Raw genomic sequence first — 23,915 nt, 5'->3', positions numbered from 1 at the left:
CCACTTTCCACCACTTATAAATAATACTTATTCTCCGCCCTATTGTAAACTCCTTCTAAACAAGCATAAAAATTTAATGGTAAATTGCGGTACATACGCTGTTAAACGCAGAAACTCCCTTCCTGCTCACACAGGAAGGGAGTTTCGTACTATTATACTCATTTATTTCCAGCTATCCAGATAAGCCTTCTGTTCTTCACTCAATGTGTCAATCTGAATCCCGAGGCTGTCCAGCTTGTATCTGGCAACCTGTTCATCAAGCTCATAGGGAACATTGACTACAGCACTGCCAATTTCCTTATAATGATCATTTACATATTTCAGTGATAGAGCTTGTAGAGCAAAAGTGGTATCCATAATCTCTGCCGGATGTCCGTCCGCGGCACCAAGATTAACCAATCTACCTTCTGCAATCAGATACACTTTACGCCCATCCTCGAACTTGTACTCCTCAATATTCTTCCGAACTGTGCGAATAGATACTGCGCGTTCGGCAAGCTCAGGCTTGTTGACCTCCACATCAAAATGGCCTGCATTGGACAAAATTGCGCCATCCTTAATAACATCGTAATGTTCACCACGGATAACCGAATTGTTGCCGGTAACGGTGATGAAGAAATCTCCGACTTTAGCTGCCTCAATCATAGGCAGAACGTCGAACCCATCCATATGCGCTTCAACAGCACGGATAGCATCTACCTCAGTTACGACTACCTTTGCTCCAAGACCTTTAGCCCGCATCGCCACACCTTTACCACACCAACCATATCCCACCACAACAACCGTCTTGCCCGCAACAACAAGGTTGGTCGTACGAATCAGGCCATCCCATGCGGATTGGCCTGTACCATAGCGGTTATCGAACAGGTATTTGCAATAAGCATCATTCACGGCAACCATCGGGAACTTCAGTGTTCCCTCTTTCTCCAGTGCCTTCAGACGAATGATCCCGGTTGTGGTCTCCTCTGCCCCGCCGCGGATGGTCTCAAGCAGGTCTGGACGCTCTCCATGCAGGATGGATGCGAAGTCACTGCCGTCATCGATAATCAGATCCGGCTTGGTCTCCAGAGCTTTAACAATCAGCTGCTTGAACTCCGCCGGATCCGGGTTATATTTAGCAAATACGGTAATGCCATCTTCCACCAAAGCTGCACAGACATCATCCTGAGTTGATAACGGATTGCTTCCCGTTATTGTAACTTCCGCGCCTCCCGCCTGAACGACTTTGGCCAAATATGCCGTCTTCGCCTCCAGATGCAGACATATCGAAACCTTCAAGCCTTTAAACGGCTGTTCGGCCTCAAATTGCTTGCGAACCCGGTTAAGAACGGGCATATGCGCTTCAACCCAATCGATCTTCAAGTGTCCTTCAGGGGCTAGCGAAAGATCCGTAATTATACTGTTCTGTATTGCTTGTGTACTCATTTGACTAATACCTCCATCTATTTCTTTTGATGAGCTATAGCTCTACGATTCGGTGTCCGCCTGTAATTTCGTATGGAACTTGCAGTAAATCATGAATCCACCCGTGTCCATACTTATTCAAGTAATAGAACACATTCAAGACCCGCTCCTGTGGTTTATCCAGAGGGAACAAAGTACTTCCTATACACTCCCACTGCTTCAAGGCCGCCTCATGGGCTTCCTCCAAAGCTCCCTGCGTCCGCTTGCGCAAAAATTCGATCTGCCCCTTGATCTTATCCTTGTTGGCAGCGCCTAACTTTAGAAGTCCTCTCGTAACCGTGCCAACCTCTTCAATCAGCGGTTCGTACAAGGCTTCGAAGGATTGGATGATCTCATCGAAACGGCGTTCTACATCCATATCCACCTGACTTGCAAGCCAGGCTTCTCTCTTCTCGGTCAATCTTTCTTTGACATCTTCAAAAGTTAGATCATATTTCGCCATATACTTCTGTACGGCTGCATCCGTCATGGTGAATGACATTCTCGGCAGCAGGATTGGCATCTGTAGGCCCATTGCCGCAAAGGCTCTTCCCGTTAGCCCCCAGTATGCTATCTCCCCGGCACCAAGCACGGTTCCCAGAACGGGCAGAAGTGAATCCTGCATCAAGGGGCGGGTCAGCACGTTATTGCTGAACCGATCAGGGTGAAGGCGCGCCTCCCCGAGGAGCTCATCGCGGCTAAAGGATACCAAGCCTTTGCGGTCTTCAAATCTGCCTTCCCGCTTGAATAGAAGCAGCCGTTCCCCTTCATGTATGTAAAACAGATTAGCTCCATCTTCCGCGACTTCCGCCTGCGCGCTAAACCCAAGGCTTTCCAGTTGATCCGCTGACTCCCGGTAAGCTTGCCCCAATTGATCATTATTCAGGATGATTTGTTCGAAGACAGGCCGTTCCACTTCCCGAAGTTCCTTGTCCGAGGAATCCAGAAGTATAAGACCGTATTGTCCAAACCACATTCCAAGCAGCTTGGCAAAAAACTCGGTCAGCGTGTTCGAAGCCGCGGCAGTCGTTCTTAGGCTCTCAAGCAGATCCGCTTTGTGCTCGCTATCCTGCAGCACCTCGGAGAGCTTCTGAATAACACCATTCCAGGTATCCTGACTAACCTCAGTCTGGCCTACTTGAGTCCGTCTGTCATCATTTTTATGGACACGAATCCGGGTAACCTCAAGCTCACGGGTCAGCACATAGGCATGGTTGGCTTCTTCCCAGTCATGGTCTTCTCCCGCAATCCAGAACACAGGAACCACGGGTCTGTTCAGCTTCTTGGATGCGTGAGCTGCTGCTTGAATGATCGTGATTGCTTTATAGATGACAAGCACCGGCCCTGTAAACAACCCCGATTGCTGGCCTCCTGTCACTACGTAAGTATCCGGCTGTTCCAGCAGATCGAGGGCAGCCAATACCTCTGGAGATGGATTATGCAAGGCATTGTAACGACGAAGCCGCTCTACAACTGCCTTCCGATCCACCCGGGTACCTTCGGTCCGGCTCAGCCATTCCGCTCGATTCACCCAGCTTGAATCCAGTCTTGCGTCACTTGTATATAACTGCTGCACAGCAGCATAGTCCGAGACCAGCGCTTCAGCCAGCGGCTGCTGCGATGGAAGCGGCTCAGATATGATATTCATAAGGTGTAATCCTCCTGTCTGTAGCCCAACTAACCCTATTTGATTGTACTTGGTCCAAAGCTTCTCCGTCAAAAAGAAAACAGAAAAACCGCCGACTATGATCATACCACTGTCTTGTAACTTAGTGAAATGATCCTATCGGCGGTTTTCGGTTATGAATTAGGTATAGCAACCCAGTGTCCCTTGGTCACTTCCACAAGAGTAGAGTTATCCAGATTGAATATATCGCCGGACGCTGCTCCGTCTTTTGCAGAGTGAATCGGGCCTGAGCTGTTATCATTCAGCAAAATACGGGGCTTGTTCGCCTCTACTTCCGGATCGGGCACCGGAATCGCTGACAGCAGCGTCTTCGTATACGGATGCATCGGATTCGCATACAGCTCCTCACTTTCAGCAAGCTCTACCACTTTGCCCAGATACATAACAGCTACCCGGTTACTGATATGCTTCACCATAGACAAGTCATGGGCGATGAACAAATAAGTCAGACCCAGCTTCTTCTGGAGATCCTGCAGCAGATTGACAACCTGTGCCTGAATGGACACATCCAGCGCTGAAATAGGTTCATCACAAATTATAAATTTGGGATTAACAGCAAGCGCGCGGGCTATGCCGATCCGCTGACGCTGTCCGCCCGAGAATTCGTGCGGGTACCGAGTCGCATGGTCCGGATTCAGTCCGACCATATCCAGCAGCTCCTCGACACGCTTTTTGCGTTCCTTCCGGCTGCCCGCCATATTATGAATATCCAGAGCCTCACCAATGATATCCGTTACCGTGAAACGGGGATTGAGGGAGGCGTAAGGGTCCTGGAAGATCATCTGCATATCGCGGCGCATCGCTTTCATTTTACCGGGGGACAGCTTGTAAATATCGGTTCCACCAAACCGGACACTCCCTGCGGTAGGCTCATACAATCGGAGAATTGTGCGGCCAGCAGTAGACTTACCACAACCCGATTCCCCTACCACGCCAAGCGTCTCTCCTTCATTAATGGAGAAGCTGATGTCGTTCACGGCCTTCAGGACGTTCCCTTTGCCAAGATTGAAATACTTCTTCAGACCTTCTACCTCTATTAACGGCTGACTCATGAAGATTGCACCTCCTGTGCCATCGGATGCTGCAGCCAGCAGCGGGACATATGCGTGTCACTTAAATGGGTCTGCGCAGGATCAATACGCTCGCACACTTTCATGGCATGATCACAACGGGCCGCAAATGGACAGCCTACCGGCGGCTTGATCAAATCCGGCGGCGTACCCAGAATCGGGATAAGCGGCTCATCTTTGCGCTGATCAATTCTTGGAAGCGAACGAAGCAGGCCTCTTGTATAAGGATGCTGAGGATTCTTGAAAATCTCCATGCTGGTTCCCGTCTCAACGACTTCACCCGCATACATGACAATAACCCGGTCCGCCATCCCAGCCACAACGCCAAGGTCATGTGTAATCATAATAATGGAAGTGCCGAACCGCTCCTGCATATCTTTCATTACATTTACGATTTGAGCCTGTATGGTAACGTCCAGTGCCGTAGTTGGCTCATCCGCAATCAAGAGCGCTGGGCGGCAGGCCAGAGCAATCGCAATCATAACCCGCTGACGCATACCGCCTGAGAATTCATGCGGATACTGATCAAACCGGGCTTCCGCATTCTTGATACCTACCAGCTTAAGCATCTCAATTCCGCGTGTCTTGGCCTCAGAGAAGGAGAGATTCTGATGCTTGATCAACCCTTCGGTAATTTGTTTACCAACTTTAATCGTCGGATTCAGTGAGGTCATTGGGTCCTGGAAGATCATCCCGATATCCTTGCCACGAATGGCCTCCATCTGCTTGTTCGTCTTGCTAAGCAAATCCTGCCCATTGAAAATAACCTTGCCCTGCTTAATCTTGGACGGAGGAGATGGAATCAGACGCATAATGGTCTGAGCGGTAACACTTTTCCCGCTCCCTGACTCACCAACAATCGCTACCGTCTCCCCTTTGCCTACTGTGAAATTCACACCTCTGACGGCTTTGACTTCGCCACCGCGAACAGAGAAGGATACGTGTAGATCATTTACTTCTAAAATGGGTTCCATACTAGTCTCACCTCCTATTTCTTGAGTTTAGGGTCAAGCGCATCACGCAGACCGTCACCAAATATGTTAAATGCGAGCATCGTTAAACTGATTAAAAGAGCGGGGAACAGCATCCGCCAAGGATACAGCATCCAGCCTGACAAGGAGGAGCTGATCATCGAGCCAAGGGAGGCTATAGGCTCCTGTACGCCAAGTCCCAGATAACTCAGGAACGCTTCAGAAAATATCGCATTCGGTACTGACAGCGTTAAGGTCACAATAATCGGACCCATTGCATTCGGAACCAGATGACGGAACAACAACCGGCCTGAGCCTGCTCCCATAGACCGTGAAGCGAGTACATATTCTCTATTCTTGAGCTGCATGATCTCACCGCGAACTATCCAGGACATATTGATCCAACCTGTGATGGTAAGAGCCAGAATAATGGTACCCAGACTCGGTTCGAACACAACGAGAAGCAGAATTGTAACCAGCAAATAAGGAATAGAGTACAGGATTTCAGCGAATTTGTTCATGATCTCATCCACACGCCCGCCGAAGTAACCCATAATCCCCCCATAAATAACACCAATCATAAGGTCAATTAAAGCTGCCGCAAGACCAACAACCAGAGAGATCCGCGCACCCATCCAGGTACGCACGAACATATCACGTCCCAGATCATCCGTGCCGAACCAGTGAACCGAGCTCGGGGGCTTATTGGTATTCATCAAGTCATTGGTCTGGTAATCAAATTTGGAGATCCACGGTCCAATGATGGCCATGATGACCACAAGAGCCATAACAATCAGGCCTGCCATCGCAAGCTTATTGGATCGAAGCCGTTCCCATGCATCCCGCCAAGCCGAGAGGCTTTCCCGCTGGATCACTTCGGACTGCTTCTCATCCGCACCGATTTGCCGGAAGTCTTCCGGTGTCAAATTGGCCGCTGAAGCCTGAGGAATTAATTCATTTTTCACTCCCAATGTTAGCCCTCCTTCCTGTTCGTCAGTTTAATTCTAGGATCCACGAACACGTAAGCAATATCGGTCAAGAAACGGGCAAGCATCAGAATGACGCCATAGAAAATAGTTACGCCCATTATCAGGGTATAGTCACGGTTACTAATACTAGAGACAAAGACCTTACCGAGACCTCCGATCCCGAAGATCTGTTCAATTACGACAGAGCCTGTAATGATATTGGCTGTCATTGGGCCCACATACGTGATCACTGGCAGAATTCCGTTCCTAACGACGTGTCTGAAAAGAATGGTCATCCAGTTAAGCCCCTTGGCTCTGGCTGTCTTGATATAATCCGCATGGAGCACTTCCAGCATGCTCGAACGGGTCAACCGCGCGATGAACGCGATTGGCTGTGCGGCAAGAGCGGCCACGGGCAGAACGTAGTCGAGTGGGCCATTGAAGCCCATTACGTTGAAAATTCCCGCTTTCTGAGCAAAAACATACTGCAGCATGGAAGCAACCACAAAGCTTGGAACCGCAATTCCTAGCACGGCAAGGACCATGGCCACATTATCAATCAGTCTTCGGTGATAGAGTGCAGCAAGAAGTCCCAGCAGCACACCTACAATTACAGACACAACAATAGCAACCAAGCCCAGCTTCAGGGACGCACCGAACGTATCGGTAATCAGCCCAGTCACCTCTTTGTTCTGCATCTTCATCGAAATCCCGAAGTCACCTTGGGCAATATTCTTCAAATACTGTCCATACTGTACGATGACCGGCTTATCCAAGCCGTACTGTTCCATCAGGCGCTCCCTAATTTGCGGAGGTACCTGCTTCTCCGACATGAACGGGTTCCCCGGAATAGCTTTCATTAAGAAAAAGGTTGCCGTAATAAGAATGAGCAACGAAACCAACATATATAAAAATTTACTGGAAATATACCGAAACATACAGCCTTCACCCCAATCTGTCAGTGTTATCGCAAGCTTTCATACAATAGGCAAGCAGCTGCCAATCCCTCTATAACTTCTCCAAAGGAAACAAGATATGGAAAAAGCCCTTCTACACAAAAAATCGGGATATATATGGAGGAATGAGCCCTCACATATACACCCCGAAGCAATCGTCCTGTTACAGAAGATTACTATTAATGTTCCATCAGCTTAACGCGTGTAATATCAAGCTGACCCGCATAGTCTACAATCACATCTTTCACATATGGCTTAACGAGCTGAATGTTCGTGTAGTAGTAGATCGGAAGGATAACCTGGTTGTCCTTGATCAGGATATCCTCGGCCTTCTTCATTGCTGCGTTACGCGCTTTGTTGTCATTGCTTGAGTATGCTTCTTTAACCAGCTTGTCGTATTCCGCATTCTTAAAGCCTGTATCATTATTACCACTAGTAGAAGTGAACAGATCGATGAAAGTCATCGGATCATCATAGTCCGCTCCGAAGCCGGCACGTGCGACTTGATAGTTCAAGTTGCGGCGGTTCTGCAGGAACACGCCCCACTCCTGGTTCTGAATAGTAACCTCAGCGCCAAGGTTCTGCTTCCACATATCGGCGATAGCCAGTGCCAGCTTCTTGTGGTTGTCGTTCGTGTTATAGATCAGGGTGATCTTAGGAAGCTTGGTAAGACCAGACTCCTTAAGCCCTTCAGCAAGAAGTGTCTTAGCTTCATTCACATCTTCATTACCATAAGCAGAATCTGGATTCTCCTGACGGTACTCTTTGTCTACCCCTTTGATTCCCGGAGGTACAAGACCGAAAGCCGGAATCTGGTTAGCCAGGGTCACATTCTCAATCAAGGCTTTACGGTTGATTGCCTTCGTAAATGCCTGACGTATCTTCACATTATCGAAAGGCTTCGATGTTGTATTGAACAGGTAGTAATAAGTAGACGCAATCCCCTTGATCGTTAATTCATTCGGATTCTGGGATTTAAGGGCAGCGATCTGATCTGTAGGAATCTCACCAATCGGTTGTCCCGCAAGATCGAGCTGACCGCTCTGATAACTGCTGACTTCTGTAGCTGCTTGGTCCACAATAGAAGCCGTAATTTTATTTAAAGTGATGTTCTTCGCATCCCAATACTTGTCGCTTTTTTCAACTTCAAGAGCTTGTCCAGTTGTCCAAGTTGTCAACTTGAAAGGTCCGTTGGAGATCAGCGTGCTTGGATCAGCGGCCCATTTCGGGTTATTCTTCACGGATTGATGAACTGGGTAGTAGGTCGTGAATGAAGTAAGCCCCAGGAAATATGGAGTCTCATTCTCAAGCGTAACCTTTAGGGTTCTATCATCAACAGCCTTCACACCAACCTGATTAGCATCCGTGATCTTCTTCTCATTGTAAGCTTGTGCATTCTTGATGTAATACAATTGGTAAGCGTACGGAGGAGCTGGAACCGTTGCCGGATCAAGTACACGTTTCCACGCGAACTCGAAATCTTTAGCGGTTACAGGGTCACCATTGCTCCATTTCGCGTCAGAACGAAGGTGGAAGGTATATTCTTTCCCATTTTGCTCCCATTTCTCAGCAACACCTGGAACGACATTGCCGTCTTTATCCTTACGGGTCAAGCCTTCGAACAATGTTCTAAGCACCGCGCTGGACACGTTATCCTGCGACTGGGCTGGATCCAACGTTGGCGGCTCGGAAGCCAGGTTGATATGGAACGTTTGATCCGCTGCGAGTTTATCGCTTTGGGTCCCTGCACTGCCCTGGTTACCAGCATTACCATTATTTTGACCACAGGCGGCTAGAACTGTGCTAAGTGCAAGCAATAGTGTTACAAGAACCAATAATTTCTTTCTGTTCATCTAGCTGTCTCCCTTACAATGTTGGTATGTGTGTTCTCGATTATACAACCATCGGTCAAAAAATCACAATGGGAATTCCTACCTCAGTTACTTGATTTAAATAAAACAAAAAGCATATTCTATATGAAATATGCTTGTGTTTATGGAGTTTGATCGCTCTTTCAGTACTAAATATTTAATTAGTGAAGATTAATTTCAGAATGTAATAATTGGTTTTCAATTACAGCATATGCTTGTATTACTAAATTAAGTATGGCTTAATTACACCCCTAATATGTATGGAAAAAAACCAATAATTACAAAAACAATATACGCTAAGCCGGCGCCCAGAAAAGCCAAGCGCCAAACCGCGCGAAGCAATCTTTTGACATCTACTTGCCCTTTCATCCGGTTCTGGGCTCCTCCAATCAATCCTCCAATGATGAGAAGCAGAAGCACGATTAAATAGAAGCCAAATCCCGAAGCAAAGATCAGCTTGAACAAGGCAGAGACGGATAAGATAAGAAAGACGGTCGTCACATCTACAGCCAGCAGCAAGGATCTCCTTCTATCCCTCCTCCCATTCCAGATATAATGAATCATATATACGAGCAGAAACGGAACAATGGGCACAGCACTGAAAAAGATAAACGGAGCGAGCAGTATATTCACATCTTTCACCTCCACAAAATTTGAACAGGTTAAAGCCTCTGTTCCTCCTCAGGCCGGGTTGTCATGGACGAGACTAACCGCCAGACCATTTCAAGCGCAGGGACCTTAAGCTCTTTCTGTCGAGCCATCCTCACCAGATGACCATTGATGCTGTCCACTTCAGTTACTTGTCCCGCAAGAACATCCTTCAGCATGGAAGACATGTTATTCGCAGTAGAGCGGCATACCCGGGTAACCTGGTCTTTGATATCTGCGTCATATGCAATCCCATATTGCTTATAAATTTCAAGAGTCTCCTCAATCAGCTCAGCCAGGAGGGCTCTCCGCTCTCCGGAAGCGAGCAAGTCCCCATTGCGGATTCTCCATAGTGCGGTTAAAGGGTTAATGGCTGCATTAATCAAAAGTTTGCGATAAATCTCCCTATCGATGTCATTCGACAATACGGATGGAAATCCTGCTATGGACAGGCGGGAAGCTAAATTTTCAGCTTTAGTCTTTAATTGCTCTGTCCCGGGATGAATTCCTGAGAAGCCTAAATTTGTCTGCCCCCTCCCCGCGCGGTATACCGTAAGATTCCCCTCTCTACGGGCCCCCTCGGTTGTCAATGCCGCTAGGACGATTTGGCCTCCCAAAGCTTCACTAAGCCGTTCAATATGCCCTACTCCGTTCTGAAAACATATTATATCTGTCCCTTGTCCACGGAGTGCCTGGAGATGAGAGTACAAACGTTCATTCATATGACGCTGCTTTGTAGTCACGAGAATCCAATCCGCACTGGGGTTCAGCCCATTTGGCTTATCTATATGTATGCTGCACTCCACCTGATAACGGTCAGCCGGGGTGAACACTTCTTGTCCATCCTCCATGATCAGCCGGATTCCTTCCCTGCTCAGCTCCTCCGCTTGCTCTGTAGTGTGAGTCCAGAAACGCACCTCCTCCCCTGCTGCTGATAGTGCTGCTCCGAACATTAACCCTATGGCTCCGGCGCCTATAATCTCCACTTTCATCTTTCTTCCCTCACTTTGACCGAGTTTATCTATATTCTTTTATACCATAAAAAAATCCCCGACCTTAACAGGCCGGGAATTAGTTCTATTCTATAACGCGACATTTGCTATTCAATACGTTCTAAATTCCCATTCGCATCCATTTTGAACCGGGATTTCGATTCTTCATCTTCCTCATTGAGAAATGCAAGACGGCGCGCTCGGTCCATAATCTGAATCAACGCCTTATAGTCGTCATTGACTACCCGGTAGTCTGTCTGCACTTCATTTACTTGAAGCGACAATCTGCGATTCTCTTCTCTTAATGACGCAATCTCCTCTTCCTTATCCCGGATCTTCTTCTCTAAAGATCTCATATGGCGGCTGCTCTCTTGAACCGTGTTCTTCCACTGTCTTAAAAAGCGTATAACCGCATCAATAGATATGGTCTCTTCGGTTACGCCTTCACTCTTGTACAATCCTTCTTCCAAATCTACGGATGTCAGTGATGCCATACTGCTTCCACCCATTAAAGGAGATTGTTTTTTTAAATAATTTCTTTTTTGGCGCTGTGCTTTGGCAATTTGAATAGCGGCTTCATATTTTTTACGGACACAGCTGTTCCATCTAAACCCGCAAGCGGCGGGAGTTCTTGCTATCTTCTCCCCAACCTCCTCAAACGCGGTTAACTGTGTACTGCCCTCACGAATATGGCGTAGCGTGACCTCGGCCAATATTAAGTCATCTTCTGCGCTCCATGCATCCTGTCTTACTGCTGTCATGCGATACAAACCCTCCTAACGACATCCTGATATAACCGTCTTCATAACCCGGATCGCCCGGGGGCCTGAATAAGGTAAAAAAGCTGCTTAATCCATTTCTATGCCTCTCGTAGAGTTCATAGAATCTATTTGATACTAAAATGTATTTCCAAAAATCTAGCTTGTCATACCTATCCAACCTGATAATACTAACTCTTAATTAATCACACTTCTCGTTTACACACTAATGCATTCCGGGTATAATGTAATTAATAAAAATGAGGTCGCTTACATACATATGAGAGGGGGATAAATCATGGCACGCATGTTCCGGGTGCTTGGTTTCTTCACACTAGCCATCGGGCTTATGGCTTATGCCGGCAACTTGATTGAAATGGCCCTGCTGTTCTTCTTGCAAACTGCCTTTTTTGTTATTTTCGGATATTTGAAATTCACGGAAAGAACGTATATCTTGCTCTTCTGGGGATACATGATCGTCACATTTACCGGCTTTAGCTACTGGACAGTATTCAAAATGGGCTTGCCGCTTTAATTCGGCTATGTCTCCAACCAACTAAAGGTGATTCGGCTGCTGCCGGATCATCTTTTTTTCGTTAAAGGTCATCTATTATGATTGGGCTTAACATATAATCATATATACTGCATGAAGCTATTTCATATGTAAGTTTAATAAGGAGAGGATTTCATTGCTACGCCGTTGTTTTTTAAGCTGTAGCCTGCTGATGTTCTGCTCCGCTCTTATTCTCTTCCCCTGCCGCGTCCATGCAGAAGATCCTCTATCTGAAGAGACTCGGAAGCTTCTTGAGAAGAGTCTGTCTATTGTTGAGATCGACAGGGAGATTAAGAAGACGGAGCAGCTTGAAGCGCAGGCCCAGTCCAAAATGGACATGCTCTCCACAGAGCTTGAAGCCAAGCAGGCGCAGATCTCAGCCAGTCAATCTCAGACTGATGACCGTATCCGGGCCTACTATATGGGCGAGAGAGAGGACTTAATTGGAGCGCTCTTGTCAACCGAGAGCATCAGCGATTTCATTTCCGTATTGGATATCATTGATATGATTTTTGAGAGGGACCACGATATCCTGGGTGACTACCAGAAAGCCTATCGAAGTCTTGTCGATACCAGAGACAAGCAGAATCAATTACTTGCTGAACTCACAGAGCTGAAAAGTAATCTTCTGATTCAGAGGGAACGCGTGAGTAAGCTTCAGGCTAGTGTCAACAGCTCACTCCAAGGAAGCTCTGATGCTGAAAGACTTAAAGCGCTTATGGAAGAGATGAATGCCTATTGGAACAATGTCGGTCTATTTGAGGTTAGACGACACTTCAAAGCTCTCGCCGACGCCATGGTCGATCTGCCCGAATTCTTGAAGAATAACGGGAACAGTATCACAGCTTCCGGTACGAACTATACGATCTCGATCAAGCAGGAAGATCTGAACGCCTTCCTTAAATCCGAGAATGAAATTTTTAATAATTTCGCCTTTACGTTCGAAGAAGGCAAGATCATCGCAGAGGGGAAACAAGGTTCCCTGCAGCTAAGGGTTGAAGGTCACTATACGATTGAGAATAAGCCGCAAAACTCTATCCAATTCCATGTGGACAAATTAATATTTAATGGGCTCACACTGCCTGACACCACATGTCGGGAGCTTGAGAACGAGTTCGACCTTGGATTTTATCCTAAATTAATCATCCCGTTGGTAGAAGCCAGTGATGTTACACTGCAAAAAGGACTTCTCATTATAAAATTAAAGCTCGCCCTCTAAGGGCGAGCCGCTTGACCGATATGTTCAAATGAGACCATAAATGATTTGAGACTGCCTGTACCGGTTAGATATGCCGAAGCGTCAGAGGATAGCTGATTAAGATACCCCGGCAGTTTGGCATCAACTGGTACAGAACCACTCCTGCTTCTAGTTAGGATAGCGGAGCCCCATCGTTTTAAATCGGATTGATTATATAAGGTCTTTAATGCTGGGAGCTTGCCCTCTTCACGATAGACGGCTGCCTGCTGCCTGGATGAAGTGATCTCTGAAATCCAGGCATTCGCGGTCTTCGCATTCTTGCTTTGTGCGGTTAAGCAAAAGCTTCTTCCCTTAAGCCAGAGTATACGAACATCACGCTGTGGTGAAGGCTGCTCCATTTTAAGCGTTGGCCAGAGCTTGTCATCAAATGCGGACGCTTTCGTTACGTAGAAAAGGATTTCCCCCCGTTCCAGCTGCTTCAAGGTCAGTTCTTCCTCGGTGTCGTCCCCTGAAATCACATAGAACTTTGATTTCATTTCTTGGATTCGCAAGAAGGCCGCCTTCATGTCCGCTGACAAGCTAAAGTCAAGGTCCTTATCGGTATCCGAAGCTCCACCCATTCTCCACAATAGCGAGATGGTTGCATATGCATCACTCGGGTCAAATGCCGCCAGGTAAGGGATATGATTATTCTTATTGTAGCTGGCCACCAGCTCGGACCATTCTCGAGCGTTCTTCGGAAGCTGGGTATAACCTAGTTCCTGCAGCTTTCCCGGGTGATATACAATAACATAGGGATCATAGTCCTTGGGCACACCCCATACATAACCGTTCCAAGTGTTCTCGGTAAGTGAAGTGCTCAACGAGTCAACGCCCGCCTGCCCCGAATAATAAGCCTCTACAGGCAGGAGAAAGCCTGCTGAGGCGAACTCCCGAATCCAAGCATTGTCCAGAAGCAGGACATCAGAGGACTCTCCCATATCCATGCTACTCTTAAAAGAGTGATATGCATCCCTCTCAGGTATATTAACAAGCTCTACTTGTACATGATGCTCTTCCATAAATGCTTGATTTATCTTATTCAATTGACTAAATTCTTCGGGCCCCATAGATACGGTAACCTTAATGTTGCCTGCCTCTTTCTCCGTCCTTTGCTTGGGTTGGGGAACAAAACTGATCCCCTCCTGTCTGCCAGGCTGGGTAAGTGCCGAATCCTCACCAGGAGACAAGCTGATTAAGGCCAACAGCAGGACGGCAAAAAGCACCCATTGGTTTTTGTGCTTCACAACCTGATCTCCCTCTCGTGCCTTAAAGTAACCTTCAATATTATTGTAACAAATTCCCTGCGTCTTTGTCCCTATTTCTTGGCAAACTACTTCTTTCATATGTATATAATTAGACCACCGCTGTGCCTAGCGGCGGTCTTCATGACTATAGCAGATCAGCAGCAACTTGTGCCAATTTGGACCGCTCTCCTTTTTCAAGTGTAATATGGCCGCTTATCCCTTCCTGTTGGAAGCGTTCGACCAAATATGAAAGTCCATTGCTGACCGAATCCAGATAAGGATGATCTATTTGTTCAGGATCACCCATTAGCACAATTTTACTGCCCTCTCCTACCCGAGAGACAATGGTCTTGACCTCATGCCGCGATAAATTCTGAGCTTCATCAATGATAATGAATTGTCCAGGAATGGATCGGCCCCGGATATAGGTGAGCGCTTCGACCTGGATGCTTCCAAGTCCCATTAATATTTTATCAATATCGCCTGACTTCTTGGTATCAAAGAGATACTCGAGATTATCATAAATTGGCTGCATCCAAGGACGCAGCTTCTCGTCCTTCTCTCCAGGCAGATAACCGATATCCTTCCCCATAGGGACCACAGGGCGTGCAATTAACAGCTTCTTGTATTTGTGCTCGTCTTCAGTCTTTAGGAGTCCCGCTGCAAGAGCCAGTAGAGTCTTCCCGGTTCCAGCTTTGCCTGTAATAGTAACAAGTGGAATATCATCATTCAGCAGTAGCTCAAGCGCCATCCGCTGCTGGGCATTCCTCGCACTGATTCCCCACACTGGTTCATTGCTCATATACAAGGGTTCCAGGTGTGTAACGTCCTCATTTACTTTAAGCAGTGCCGATTTGCCGCTTCCCATCTCATCTTTCAGAATCACAAACTCATGTGGATATAGCGAGAAATTAAAGCCCAGCGGCTTAATCTGCAAAGAACGATAGGTATAGAACTCATCTATAATAGAAGGATGAACTTTGATATTTGAATAGCCTGAATAGAGATCACCAGGGCCTGCTGTACGGTCAGATAGATAATCCTGTGTGGTTAATCCCAGCACATCCGCTTTGATTCGCACAAGTACATCTTTACTTACCAGTACGACAGACCTTGGGCTGGCAGTCTCAAGTTCCTCCAAATGGTAATTTAGTGCAACAGCCAAAATGCGATTATCATTCGTTATTTCTCCGAACATTTCCTGTACCTTGATGAAGCTTCTATGATTAAGTTCAACCTTCAGTCTTCCACCATGATCAAGGTCAATGCCGTTGTGCAAATGTCCTTTCTCCCGAAGCCCATCCAGCAGCCGGGATACAACACGGGCATTTCTACCGATTTCTTCCGGGTTACGTTTCTTGGAATCAATCTCCTCCAGCACAACTGCAGGAATCACTACTTCATGTTCTTCAAAAGCAAAAATCGCATTGGGGTCGTGCAGCAACACATTCGTATCCAGGACAAATATTTTCTTCATAGCTATCCCCTCCACCGCGGTCTTTGCAGCCCTATCATTCACATACATATTTTTCTCCGGCCCGGGTAGCCTAACATTACGATTGAGATTACCCGAAAGGAATGAACATTCATGCGAACATGGCTGTGTCTAATATTAACGGCATTACTGCTATCAAGCTGTGGAACTGCAGCTAATAAACATGCATCACCCTCTCCTCAGAGTCAAAAGGGAAGTACACCGCGCACACTTAGCAATAATGAAGCGGGTAGAACAAATATTACTCCTGCGCCAGGACACGATCAGCAGCCCCTGCAGGCTCATTTGGAGTCCATTGCCAAACGGGTTCCCGGCGTCAAAAATGCGACCTGTGTCGTGTTTGGGAATACAGCTATTGTGGGACTTGATGTTGATGCTAATCTGGATCGTTCCAGAGTAGGAACAATTAAATATTCTACAGCCGAAGCCCTTCGCAAGGATCCGCGGGGCAAGAACGCCATCGTAACAGCCGATATCGACTTGTCACACCGAATTTCGGATATCAGTCATAGTGTTCGCCAGGGACATCCCCTCTCAGGATTCGGCAACGAATTATCCGACATCATTGGACGGATTGTTCCTCAAATGTCGAAGGATGTAAGACCGCCTGCAAATTACACACCAAAACCGTCCACTAAAGGAACAGGAGAACCATCCAAATTACAGCCCCACAATAAAGCTGTGCATCCCGCTCCATCTGCCACTTCAAAATAGATTGTCCCAAATGAACAGAAAAGCCCAGTGAGAGATCTCACAGGGCTTTTCTTCAAAGTGCACACTTGTCCGTTCGGCAAGTCTGCAGCATCTTTATTATATTCAACCATGCATACGGCAATAGAAGCCTGTTGCGCAAAATTATGCGCACGGTTCCCAGCCTCAAATCGAGCATCTAAGTCAGTCTGCTGATCGATCAGATTCAACAAGAATACCTGGTTAGGGACCTTGACTAGAACATGTAATGATTCATACAATTGCGCGACAGCTTCTGACATAGGCCAGCCCTCCCGTACAGTTGAATCGATCTCGGAAACTCACTTAGTTCTTACTTATACTATTTATATTATAACACGAGGCAAAACTTGCATTCAATTGGTAACTGCCGGGGTATCCTTGCCCGCCATTTCATCCTGAAGGGCTTTCTTGGCTTTGGTGAGCTGATCATCATTAATGTATACATAAGGGCTCTTCCACTCACCTGTAACCGGCATGAAGTGTACATTCTCCTTGGATATGTTCCAATATGTCGCAATCATATCCTTAAGCTGTTCGGACTCAAAGTCAGTATCCATGTTCTTACCCACCGCTTCAATTACATCAGCAGCACCCACAACCCCATTGAAAGACTTAGCTTGATCAATTAAGGCATGCAGCACTTCATTCTGACGGCGGTTCCGGTCGAAGTCATCCGATCCTTTGGTCTTAGGCTTACAGTTAGATTTACGGTAACGTACATAGTCCAGTGCATCCTTACCATCCAGATGGGCAGGACCCTTCTTCAGATTGATATTAGTTCCGTCTGCCTTATCCCGGTAGCACATATTCATATCCACGTTCACGTCGACACCCTTAAGCGCATCTACGACATCGCGGAAGCCCTGGAAGTTAAGAACGGTTACGTAATCAAGCTCCAGATCGAAATAATCCCCCATCAGCTTCTTCATGGTATCCCCAGCCTTAACTGGATCTTTCGTCTCTGCCAGAATGTTCGGATAGAACGAGTTGATCTTTCCTGTTCCATACCCCTTAGCCTTGAAACGAGTATCCCTAGGAAGGGAGACAATAGTTGCTGACTTGGTGTTCGGATTGAATGCGATCACCATCATGACATCAGTCAAATGGGTACCCGTCTCCGGCCGATAATCCGTTCCCATAAGCAGCACAGATAGCGGCTTAACCTTAGCAGACCTCTCAGCAGGAACCGGCTTCGAGGTGCCCGTCGTATCAATAACCTGATTTAATTTCCAGTACAGATACCCAAAATATCCACCAACAATAAGAACAGCCAGAATAATTAGCGTAAGCAGGAGTTTTAGGAACGTCCTGCCTTTTCGCGCCTTTTTTTTGCCGCCCTGAGGGCGACCTGATGTCTTTCTTTGGCCTCCCTCTCGGGGAGGAAGACCAGTGGTTCTAGGATTCATGAATCTTTACACCCTTTTTCCTATCAGTTATAGTCTTCCCGCTTTTTCAGCAGGTGGGACCTTGTTCTGTTTCTTCTTCTGACGAGCCTCAACGAAGTAGCGGATCCGCACCATAAGCATTAGGCAGACAGCGACCAGCAGGCACTGGATAATCGGAAGCTTGTCGATCTGAAAAATCAGCAGCAGGAAGGAGCCGATCGCCATCAATACATACAGTATTGCTTCTTTCCAGAGCGGCAGCTTCTGCTGAGCACGAAACACCTTATTATACACATAGGCCACCAGTACAAAGATAATTACAAAGGCAATGTACGGATGATGTGAAAACCAGTCCTGCATGGAACGCCCTCCTCACTAGGCCCACTTGGCTTAAGTGTTACAGATTGGCTTGCGCGTTCTTGCGGTGTTTCTCCGCACGTTCGCGTTCGCTCTTATTCAAAATTTTCTTGCGGATCCGTACCGATTTCGGTGTAATTTCGCAAAATTCATCATCATTAAGATATTCCAGAGCTTGCTCTAGTGACATCAAACGCGGCGTCTTCATCTTAACAGTCTCTTCTTTGTTAGCAGAACGAATGTTATTAACGGCTTTTTCTTTACAGATGTTCACGACAATGTCGTTATCACGTGTATGTTCACCGACAATCATACCTTCGTAGATTTCTGCGCCTGGCTCAACGAAGAGAATACCTCGGTCCTCAATGGACAGGATACCGTAAAGCGTAGATACACCGTTCTCGCTGGATACGAGTACGCCTTCGTGACGGCCGCCCACTTGACCACCATGAAGTGGTCCATAGCTGTCGAAAGCATGGTTCATAATACCATAGCCGCGAGTCAGCGTCAGGAAGTGTGTACGGTATCCGATCAGACCACGCGCTGGAATCAGGAACTCAAGACGAACTTGTCCACTCCCGTTATTGATCATGTTGACCATTTCCGCTTTGCGTGAACCCAAGCTCTCCATTACAGCGCCCATGCTTTCTTCAGGCACGTCAATCATGAGACGCTCAATTGGTTCCATCTTCGCTCCGTCAATTTCTCTAACGATGACTTCAGGTTTGGAAACTTGAAGCTCGTAGCCTTCCCGGCGCATATTCTCGATAAGGATACCCAAGTGAAGCTCACCACGTCCAGATACGATAAATGCATCCGGGCTGTCTGTTTCTTCCACACGTAAGCTTACGTCAGTCTCAAGCTCTTTCATCAGACGCTCACGGATCTTGCGGGATGTTACCCATTTTCCTTCACGACCGGCAAATGGACTGTTGTTAACCAGGAATGTCATTTGCAAAGTTGGCTCATCGATCTTAAGAACCGGAAGAGCTTCCGGGTTGTTCGGATCTGCAATTGTTTCACCGATGTTGATATCTTTAATACCTGCAATCGCAACGATATCACCAGCACCGGCTTCTTCTGTCTCCACGCGGCGCAGACCTTGGAAACCGAACAGCTTCTCGATGCGTGCGGACTTCTTGCTTCCATCACGAGTCATGACAGCCACTTGTTGGCCTGCACGGATAATTCCGCGGTTCACACGGCCAATTGCGATACGTCCCAGGTATTCGTTATAATCCATCAGAGTAACCAGGAATTGAAGAGGCTGCTCAACGTTCTCGGTTGGAGATGGAATATGTTCAATAATGGTCTCGTACAAAGCAAGCATGTTATCGTCCTGCTTCTCAGGATCCAGGCTTGATGTACCGTTCAATGCGGAAGCGTACACGACAGGGAACTCAAGCTGATCATCATTGGCTCCAAGCTCAATGAACAAGTCAAGGACTTCATCAATAACTTCAGCCGGACGCGCGGCTGGGCGGTCAATCTTATTCACGACAACGATTGGAGTCAAGTTCGACTCAAGCGCTTTGCGCAGTACGAATTTAGTCTGCGGCATACATCCTTCATAAGCGTCAACGACAAGCAGAACGCCGTCAACCATCTTCATAATACGCTCAACCTCACCACCAAAGTCGGCGTGACCCGGAGTATCCACAATGTTAATCAGATAGTCCTTGTAAGTGATGGCAGTATTCTTCGCCAAGATGGTAATTCCACGTTCTCTCTCCAAATCGTTGGAATCCATGGCGCGCTCTTGTAAGGATTCATGCTCCCGGAAAATCCCGGACTGTTGAAGAAGCTTATCGACTAGCGTTGTTTTGCCGTGGTCGACGTGGGCAATAATTGCGATATTACGAATCTGATCTCTAGAATGCATGGTTGTTCTCCATATCCCTTCTGGTTCTATTTAATGTTCTTTCTCCTGTGGAAAAAGTTAATCATCACAAAAGAAGCGCCGGATCTATTAAGGCCGACGCTTGACATATCCCTTATATTATACGCTATATCGCGGATAATTCAAGAACTTCCATTCAATCACCAACCGCGTCTGCTTCTTCCACGCGCGACAATTAACCAGACACCGCCGGCAATAAGCAGTAATGCAAGCAAATAAATAATTGAGATGGACAATAGAGTTATTCCATAGATCACGGCCGTAACTGCCGTGAGGATAACCGCAATCAGAAATACGCCAGCCGGCCTCGGAAATGCCAGCATGTCATATTCAAACAATCCAATCGCGATTCCGAGTATAAACAAAGGCCATATATACGCGAGCACTCCGGAACCCGAAAAATTGAGAATAAAAAATAAAATCCCGTACACGGTGAGAATTCCGCCTGGAACGAGCAGAACGGCAGAGCCTCTTCTTGCAAAGAACAGCAGATGGAGCAGAATGCCCGGGACAAGAAATATTAACGGCCAGAGCGTGAAGCCAAGAAAGCTGAATACTCCTAATTTCCCCAGAAGAATAACAATACCCGCTGCTAGAATAAATATCCCGGTAACCAGCTTATTGTTCTCCGACATTCCATCACTCACCTTCCAAAAAAGTCCTTTTGAAGACAAGCCGCTGCAATAAGCGACATTCTCATACTCTTAGTTTAAATGAAAAAAGCAAAAAATTCCACCCTCCTCTCCCTGTCCGCTCTGCAAATATAAGGCAAAAAGGCCAGCGGATGCCGGCCTGTAGTTTGTCAAATATTAAGCTCTGTTCTGATTATATTTTTTGAACCAGCCCGCTATAACTACAATCCCGGCAAAGAACACCGGAACGAGATTAATCACCGCTGGAATGAAGGATTCAAGCAGAGGGCCGAGCTTTGGGTCATGAAGCAGCATTTTCCCGGCCGTATAAGCAAGAATTCCTGCCCCCAAATAGACCAGCAGCGGGTATCTGTGCAGCCAATCGGCAATCAGATTGCTTCCCCACACCACAATCGGGATGCTGAGCGCAATACCGATAACGAGGATAGCCAAATCACCGTTCGCAAGTGCAGCAATAGCTAGAACATTATCAAGACTCATAATGAAATCGGCTGCGAGGATCGTCTGGATCGATTTCCAGATCGTTGTCGCCCCTCTTACTGTAGATTCGTCCTCATGCTCAAGCAGCAGCTTGAAAGCAATGTAGAGCAGCATAATGCCGCCAATCCCTTGAATCAGGGGGATTTTAAGCAGAATAACCGCGATCCAGGTTAGAATAATTCTTAGCAAAACGGCTCCCAAAGCGCCAAGCCACACCGCTTGTTTCCTCTGATTCAGCGGCAGATTCTTGCTAGCGAGTGCAATAACAACGGCATTATCGCCGCTTAATACAAGGTTAACCATAAGTATTTCTCCTAGCAGCACCAGCGATTCCACGTACATCCCTCCCTTAGTTATTTATGCATGGAATAGCCAAGCTATTCCTCAGACTTTTTAATACCGTTAGGTGTAAATATCGTCAGTTCATTCGAGATAGGACTAGACAAATGAAACGTTTTGGTTAATAAATACGTATATAACACCGAAGGAAGTGACCTAAGTTGGAATTGTTCAGTGCTGCGTTTTTTGTGTCTTTGATTAACATTATATTTATCGATCTGATTCTGGCTGGGGATAATGCCATTGTGATTGGAATGGCAGCAAGAAAGCTTCCTCGGAAAGTACAGAAGAAAGCCATTTTATACGGGACTGGCGGTGCTGTCCTGCTTCGGATACTGGCAACCCTTGTTGTAGTGTGGCTCTTGAATATCCCTTGGCTTCTGGCTATTGGCGGAGCTCTACTGATCTTTATCTCGTACAAAGTGCTGACCGATGACGGAGATCACGATACAATCAAAGCCGAAAGCACGCTGTGGCCTGCTGTTCGTACCATAGTTATTGCTGATGCGGCTATGGGACTCGATAATGTCATCGCGGTGGCGGGTGCTTCAGGGCAGCATATGATCCTGGTAGTAATCGGGCTCCTGATCAGCGTGCCGATTGTCGTATGGGGCAGTACTCTATTCATCAAGCTGCTTAACTCATTCCCTTGGATCGCTTATGTAGGCGCAGCCGTACTTGCTTATACCGCGGCTCACATGATTACGACAGAGCCGAAGCTGATCTCTATATTTGGGGACAAGCCTATGATGAGGATCTCCTTTATCACTATCATAGTTGCAGGTGTACTTCTTCTTGGACACCTCAAGAAGAGGCAGAATCAGCGCCCAGGTGGTAAGAAGACTCACTCAGATCCAGCTACGCATTCATAAGGCACACACCCATCAATACAAAAAGAAGGAGCTTCCCTTTGCGGATAGCTCCATCTTTTTGTATCTAAAACCAATCTTGCTGTATGACTTCATCCGCCTCTTCAATTACGGGCTGTGCATTCGGGCGAAGCACGATCGTTCTTGTGCCAGCAATCGCAGCTTCAATTTCCTGAGCAAGTTCAGGAGAAGTTGCTTCGATCTTCTGTACAATCCGCAGATTCGGATTCGTCGATGGCGATTTCGGAACAAATAGGCTGCAGCAATCCTCGTACGGAAGAATGGATAAATCATAAGTACCAATTTCCTTAGAAAGCTCAATAATCTCGGGCTTATCCATCATGATCAAGGGTCTTAGCAGCGGAAGCTCGGTGGCCCGGCCAATCACGTTCATACTGGGCAGAGTCTGACTCGCCACCTGTCCGAGGCTGTCGCCAGTAACAAGAGCCAATGCGCCGTTTTGCTCCGCTAGTGCGGAAGCGATTCTCAGCATCGCTCTTCGCATTAACGTAATCATTAGACTGTCCTGCTTAGCCTTGGTCAGCAAGGTCTGCACCTCTGTAAATGGAACCAGATGCAGCTTGACCTCACCAGAGTACGACGAAAGAATATGCGCCAGACGAATGACCTTCTCTTCAGCCTTCTTGCTTGTGAATGGATAACTGTGAAAATGTATACATTCAATCTCAAGCCCTCTGCGCATAGCAGACCAGCCCGCTACCGGGCTGTCAATCCCACCCGATAATAAGAGCATGGCTTTCCCGTTCGTGCCAAGAGGGTAACCTCCAGCTCCAGGTATGACCTCACTGAAGAGATACGTCTGATCCTCCCGGATTTCTACTCTTAGCTCAATTTGCGGGTGATGCACATCCACTTTGAGCGAAGGAAGCTCCCGCAGTATGGGGCCGCTTACCAATCTGTTCATCTCATGTGAGGAGCGAGGGAAGTCCTTCCATACTCTCCGGGCATTTACTTTGAAGGTTGTGCCTTCAGGTAATGTCATCTTGCTCATAAATGATGCAGCCGTTTGCAGGATAGCATCCAGTTCCGAAGCTACGGCAATAACCGGGCTGATGGAAGCTATACCGAATACCTTTTTCAGCTCATGAAGAAGCTCTTCAGGGGATTCCCCGCCAAGCATAATATAAAATCTCCCATATTCCTTGCGTACTGACGCACGGGGGAAAGATTCAAGTATCGTTTGTACATGGGCTAAAGCCGCTTTCTCGAATCGTTTGCGGTTCTTGCCTTTGATGGCCATTTCGCCAAAACGCATGAGTAATAAATCATAAGTCTGCATTAAT

General features: G+C 47.1%; 22 protein-coding genes. 4 read left to right on the top strand and 18 right to left on the bottom strand.

Annotation, left to right across the window (positions count from 1 at the left end):
• Positions 1–162: 162 nt before the first annotated feature.
• The 10 genes from ACRRNK_RS07490 to ACRRNK_RS07445 all read right to left on the bottom strand — a co-directional run bounded on the left by ACRRNK_RS07490 (position 163) and on the right by ACRRNK_RS07445 (position 11,367).
• Positions 163–1,425 (bottom strand): adenosylhomocysteinase, encoded by a 1,263-nt coding sequence (locus ACRRNK_RS07490; RefSeq protein WP_433946133.1) that lies wholly within the window; start codon positions 1,423–1,425, stop codon positions 163–165.
• A gap of 34 nt (positions 1,426–1,459) precedes the next feature.
• A complete protein-coding gene (gene bshC / locus ACRRNK_RS07485) occupies positions 1,460–3,091 on the bottom strand; it encodes a bacillithiol biosynthesis cysteine-adding enzyme BshC (protein WP_433946132.1) in 1,632 nt (543 codons plus the stop codon).
• Between the two features lie 152 nt (positions 3,092–3,243).
• Entirely contained in the window at positions 3,244–4,182 is a 939-nt protein-coding gene (locus ACRRNK_RS07480) for an ABC transporter ATP-binding protein (protein WP_433946131.1), read from the bottom strand.
• Positions 4,179–5,174, bottom strand: a complete 996-nt coding sequence (locus ACRRNK_RS07475) for an ABC transporter ATP-binding protein (RefSeq protein ID WP_433946130.1) — start codon at positions 5,172–5,174, stop codon at positions 4,179–4,181. The genes ACRRNK_RS07480 and ACRRNK_RS07475 overlap by 4 nt, the downstream gene beginning before the upstream one ends.
• Positions 5,175–5,188: 14 nt before the next feature.
• Positions 5,189–6,136, bottom strand: a complete 948-nt coding sequence (locus tag ACRRNK_RS07470; RefSeq protein ID WP_433946827.1) for an ABC transporter permease — start codon at positions 6,134–6,136, stop codon at positions 5,189–5,191.
• Positions 6,137–6,144: 8 nt separating this feature from the next.
• Entirely contained in the window at positions 6,145–7,077 is a 933-nt protein-coding gene (locus ACRRNK_RS07465) for an ABC transporter permease (protein WP_433946129.1), read from the bottom strand.
• A 197-nt stretch (positions 7,078–7,274) separates the two neighbouring features.
• Positions 7,275–8,948 (bottom strand): peptide ABC transporter substrate-binding protein, encoded by a 1,674-nt coding sequence (locus tag ACRRNK_RS07460; RefSeq protein ID WP_433946128.1) that lies wholly within the window; start codon positions 8,946–8,948, stop codon positions 7,275–7,277.
• Between the two features lie 261 nt (positions 8,949–9,209).
• On the bottom strand, positions 9,210–9,599 hold the full coding sequence (locus ACRRNK_RS07455; protein ID WP_433946127.1) for a DUF3397 family protein: 390 nt from the start codon (positions 9,597–9,599) through the stop codon (positions 9,210–9,212).
• 29 nt (positions 9,600–9,628) lie between these two features.
• Entirely contained in the window at positions 9,629–10,606 is a 978-nt protein-coding gene (locus ACRRNK_RS07450) for a ketopantoate reductase family protein (RefSeq protein ID WP_433946126.1), read from the bottom strand.
• 107 nt (positions 10,607–10,713) lie between these two features.
• The gene (locus ACRRNK_RS07445) at positions 10,714–11,367 is read right to left on the bottom strand and encodes an RsfA family transcriptional regulator (RefSeq protein WP_433946125.1); all 654 of its coding nucleotides are present in this window, start codon (positions 11,365–11,367) and stop codon (positions 10,714–10,716) included.
• A 295-nt stretch (positions 11,368–11,662) separates the two neighbouring features.
• Between ACRRNK_RS07445 and ACRRNK_RS07440 the strand changes: the two genes are divergently transcribed.
• Both ACRRNK_RS07440 and ACRRNK_RS07435 read left to right on the top strand, forming a co-directional pair.
• Positions 11,663–11,899, top strand: a complete 237-nt coding sequence (locus ACRRNK_RS07440; protein WP_068616319.1) for a DUF2626 family protein — start codon at positions 11,663–11,665, stop codon at positions 11,897–11,899.
• 154 nt (positions 11,900–12,053) lie between these two features.
• The gene (locus tag ACRRNK_RS07435) at positions 12,054–13,136 is read left to right on the top strand and encodes a coiled-coil domain-containing protein (protein ID WP_433946124.1); all 1,083 of its coding nucleotides are present in this window, start codon (positions 12,054–12,056) and stop codon (positions 13,134–13,136) included.
• Here the strand turns inward: ACRRNK_RS07435 and ACRRNK_RS07430 are convergent.
• Together ACRRNK_RS07430 and ACRRNK_RS07425 are read right to left on the bottom strand one after the other, a co-directional pair.
• A complete protein-coding gene (locus ACRRNK_RS07430; protein WP_433946123.1) occupies positions 13,133–14,401 on the bottom strand; it encodes an extracellular solute-binding protein in 1,269 nt (422 codons plus the stop codon). The two genes, ACRRNK_RS07435 and ACRRNK_RS07430, sit on opposite strands and share 4 nt — an antisense overlap.
• Before the next feature lie 145 nt (positions 14,402–14,546).
• Positions 14,547–15,878, bottom strand: coding sequence for a PhoH family protein (locus ACRRNK_RS07425; RefSeq protein ID WP_433946122.1), 1,332 nt, complete (start codon positions 15,876–15,878; stop codon positions 14,547–14,549).
• A 111-nt stretch (positions 15,879–15,989) separates the two neighbouring features.
• Between ACRRNK_RS07425 and ACRRNK_RS07420 the strand changes: the two genes are divergently transcribed.
• Positions 15,990–16,610 (top strand): YhcN/YlaJ family sporulation lipoprotein, encoded by a 621-nt coding sequence (locus tag ACRRNK_RS07420; protein WP_433946121.1) that lies wholly within the window; start codon positions 15,990–15,992, stop codon positions 16,608–16,610.
• Positions 16,611–16,981: 371 nt separating this feature from the next.
• On the opposite strand, the gene ACRRNK_RS07415 is transcribed toward ACRRNK_RS07420, so the two are convergent.
• The 5 genes from ACRRNK_RS07415 to ACRRNK_RS07395 form a co-directional block, all read right to left on the bottom strand.
• Positions 16,982–18,034 carry an LCP family protein gene (locus ACRRNK_RS07415; protein ID WP_433946120.1) on the bottom strand — a complete coding sequence of 351 codons (1,053 nt, stop codon included), beginning with the start codon at positions 18,032–18,034 and terminating at the stop codon, positions 16,982–16,984.
• 27 nt (positions 18,035–18,061) lie between these two features.
• Entirely contained in the window at positions 18,062–18,373 is a 312-nt protein-coding gene (locus ACRRNK_RS07410) for a YlaH-like family protein (protein WP_433946119.1), read from the bottom strand.
• Between the two features lie 37 nt (positions 18,374–18,410).
• Complete coding sequence (gene typA / locus ACRRNK_RS07405; protein WP_433946118.1) at positions 18,411–20,252, bottom strand: translational GTPase TypA; 1,842 nt, start codon at positions 20,250–20,252, stop codon at positions 18,411–18,413.
• A 158-nt stretch (positions 20,253–20,410) separates the two neighbouring features.
• Positions 20,411–20,905, bottom strand: coding sequence for a hypothetical protein (locus ACRRNK_RS07400; RefSeq protein ID WP_433946117.1), 495 nt, complete (start codon positions 20,903–20,905; stop codon positions 20,411–20,413).
• A gap of 174 nt (positions 20,906–21,079) precedes the next feature.
• Positions 21,080–21,739, bottom strand: coding sequence for a TerC family protein (locus ACRRNK_RS07395; RefSeq protein WP_433946116.1), 660 nt, complete (start codon positions 21,737–21,739; stop codon positions 21,080–21,082).
• A gap of 164 nt (positions 21,740–21,903) precedes the next feature.
• On the opposite strand from ACRRNK_RS07395, the gene ACRRNK_RS07390 reads away from it, so the two are divergent.
• Complete coding sequence (locus ACRRNK_RS07390) at positions 21,904–22,614, top strand: TerC family protein (RefSeq protein WP_433946115.1); 711 nt, start codon at positions 21,904–21,906, stop codon at positions 22,612–22,614.
• 64 nt (positions 22,615–22,678) lie between these two features.
• Here ACRRNK_RS07390 and thiI read toward each other — a convergent pair whose 3' ends face one another.
• On the bottom strand, positions 22,679–23,911 hold the full coding sequence (gene thiI, locus ACRRNK_RS07385) for a tRNA uracil 4-sulfurtransferase ThiI (RefSeq protein ID WP_433946114.1): 1,233 nt from the start codon (positions 23,909–23,911) through the stop codon (positions 22,679–22,681).
• Between the last annotated feature and the right edge of the window lie 4 nt (positions 23,912–23,915).

It is taken from the genome of Paenibacillus sp. SN-8-1, from assembly GCF_050995535.1.
In the GTDB taxonomy this organism is placed as follows: Bacteria; Bacillota; Bacilli; order Paenibacillales; family Paenibacillaceae; genus Fontibacillus.
The sequence above is the reverse complement of the archived record's forward strand: the minus strand, read 5'-3'. Positions and strand labels throughout refer to the sequence as shown.

Coding starts and splice junctions, on each gene's coding strand:
- ACRRNK_RS07490 (WP_433946133.1), bottom strand. CDS start 1,425: ATGAGTACACAAGCAATACAGAACAGTATAATTACGGATCTTTCGCTA.
- bshC (WP_433946132.1), bottom strand. CDS start 3,091: ATGAATATCATATCTGAGCCGCTTCCATCGCAGCAGCCGCTGGCTGAA.
- ACRRNK_RS07480 (WP_433946131.1), bottom strand. CDS start 4,182: ATGAGTCAGCCGTTAATAGAGGTAGAAGGTCTGAAGAAGTATTTCAAT.
- ACRRNK_RS07475 (WP_433946130.1), bottom strand. CDS start 5,174: ATGGAACCCATTTTAGAAGTAAATGATCTACACGTATCCTTCTCTGTT.
- ACRRNK_RS07465 (WP_433946129.1), bottom strand. CDS start 7,077: ATGTTTCGGTATATTTCCAGTAAATTTTTATATATGTTGGTTTCGTTG.
- ACRRNK_RS07460 (WP_433946128.1), bottom strand. CDS start 8,948: ATGAACAGAAAGAAATTATTGGTTCTTGTAACACTATTGCTTGCACTT.
- ACRRNK_RS07450 (WP_433946126.1), bottom strand. CDS start 10,606: ATGAAAGTGGAGATTATAGGCGCCGGAGCCATAGGGTTAATGTTCGGA.
- ACRRNK_RS07445 (WP_433946125.1), bottom strand. CDS start 11,367: ATGACAGCAGTAAGACAGGATGCATGGAGCGCAGAAGATGACTTAATA.
- ACRRNK_RS07440 (WP_068616319.1), top strand. CDS start 11,663: ATGGCACGCATGTTCCGGGTGCTTGGTTTCTTCACACTAGCCATCGGG.
- ACRRNK_RS07425 (WP_433946122.1), bottom strand. CDS start 15,878: ATGAAGAAAATATTTGTCCTGGATACGAATGTGTTGCTGCACGACCCC.
- ACRRNK_RS07420 (WP_433946121.1), top strand. CDS start 15,990: ATGCGAACATGGCTGTGTCTAATATTAACGGCATTACTGCTATCAAGC.
- ACRRNK_RS07415 (WP_433946120.1), bottom strand. CDS start 18,034: ATGAATCCTAGAACCACTGGTCTTCCTCCCCGAGAGGGAGGCCAAAGA.
- ACRRNK_RS07410 (WP_433946119.1), bottom strand. CDS start 18,373: ATGCAGGACTGGTTTTCACATCATCCGTACATTGCCTTTGTAATTATC.
- typA (WP_433946118.1), bottom strand. CDS start 20,252: ATGCATTCTAGAGATCAGATTCGTAATATCGCAATTATTGCCCACGTC.
- ACRRNK_RS07400 (WP_433946117.1), bottom strand. CDS start 20,905: ATGTCGGAGAACAATAAGCTGGTTACCGGGATATTTATTCTAGCAGCG.
- thiI (WP_433946114.1), bottom strand. CDS start 23,911: ATGCAGACTTATGATTTATTACTCATGCGTTTTGGCGAAATGGCCATC.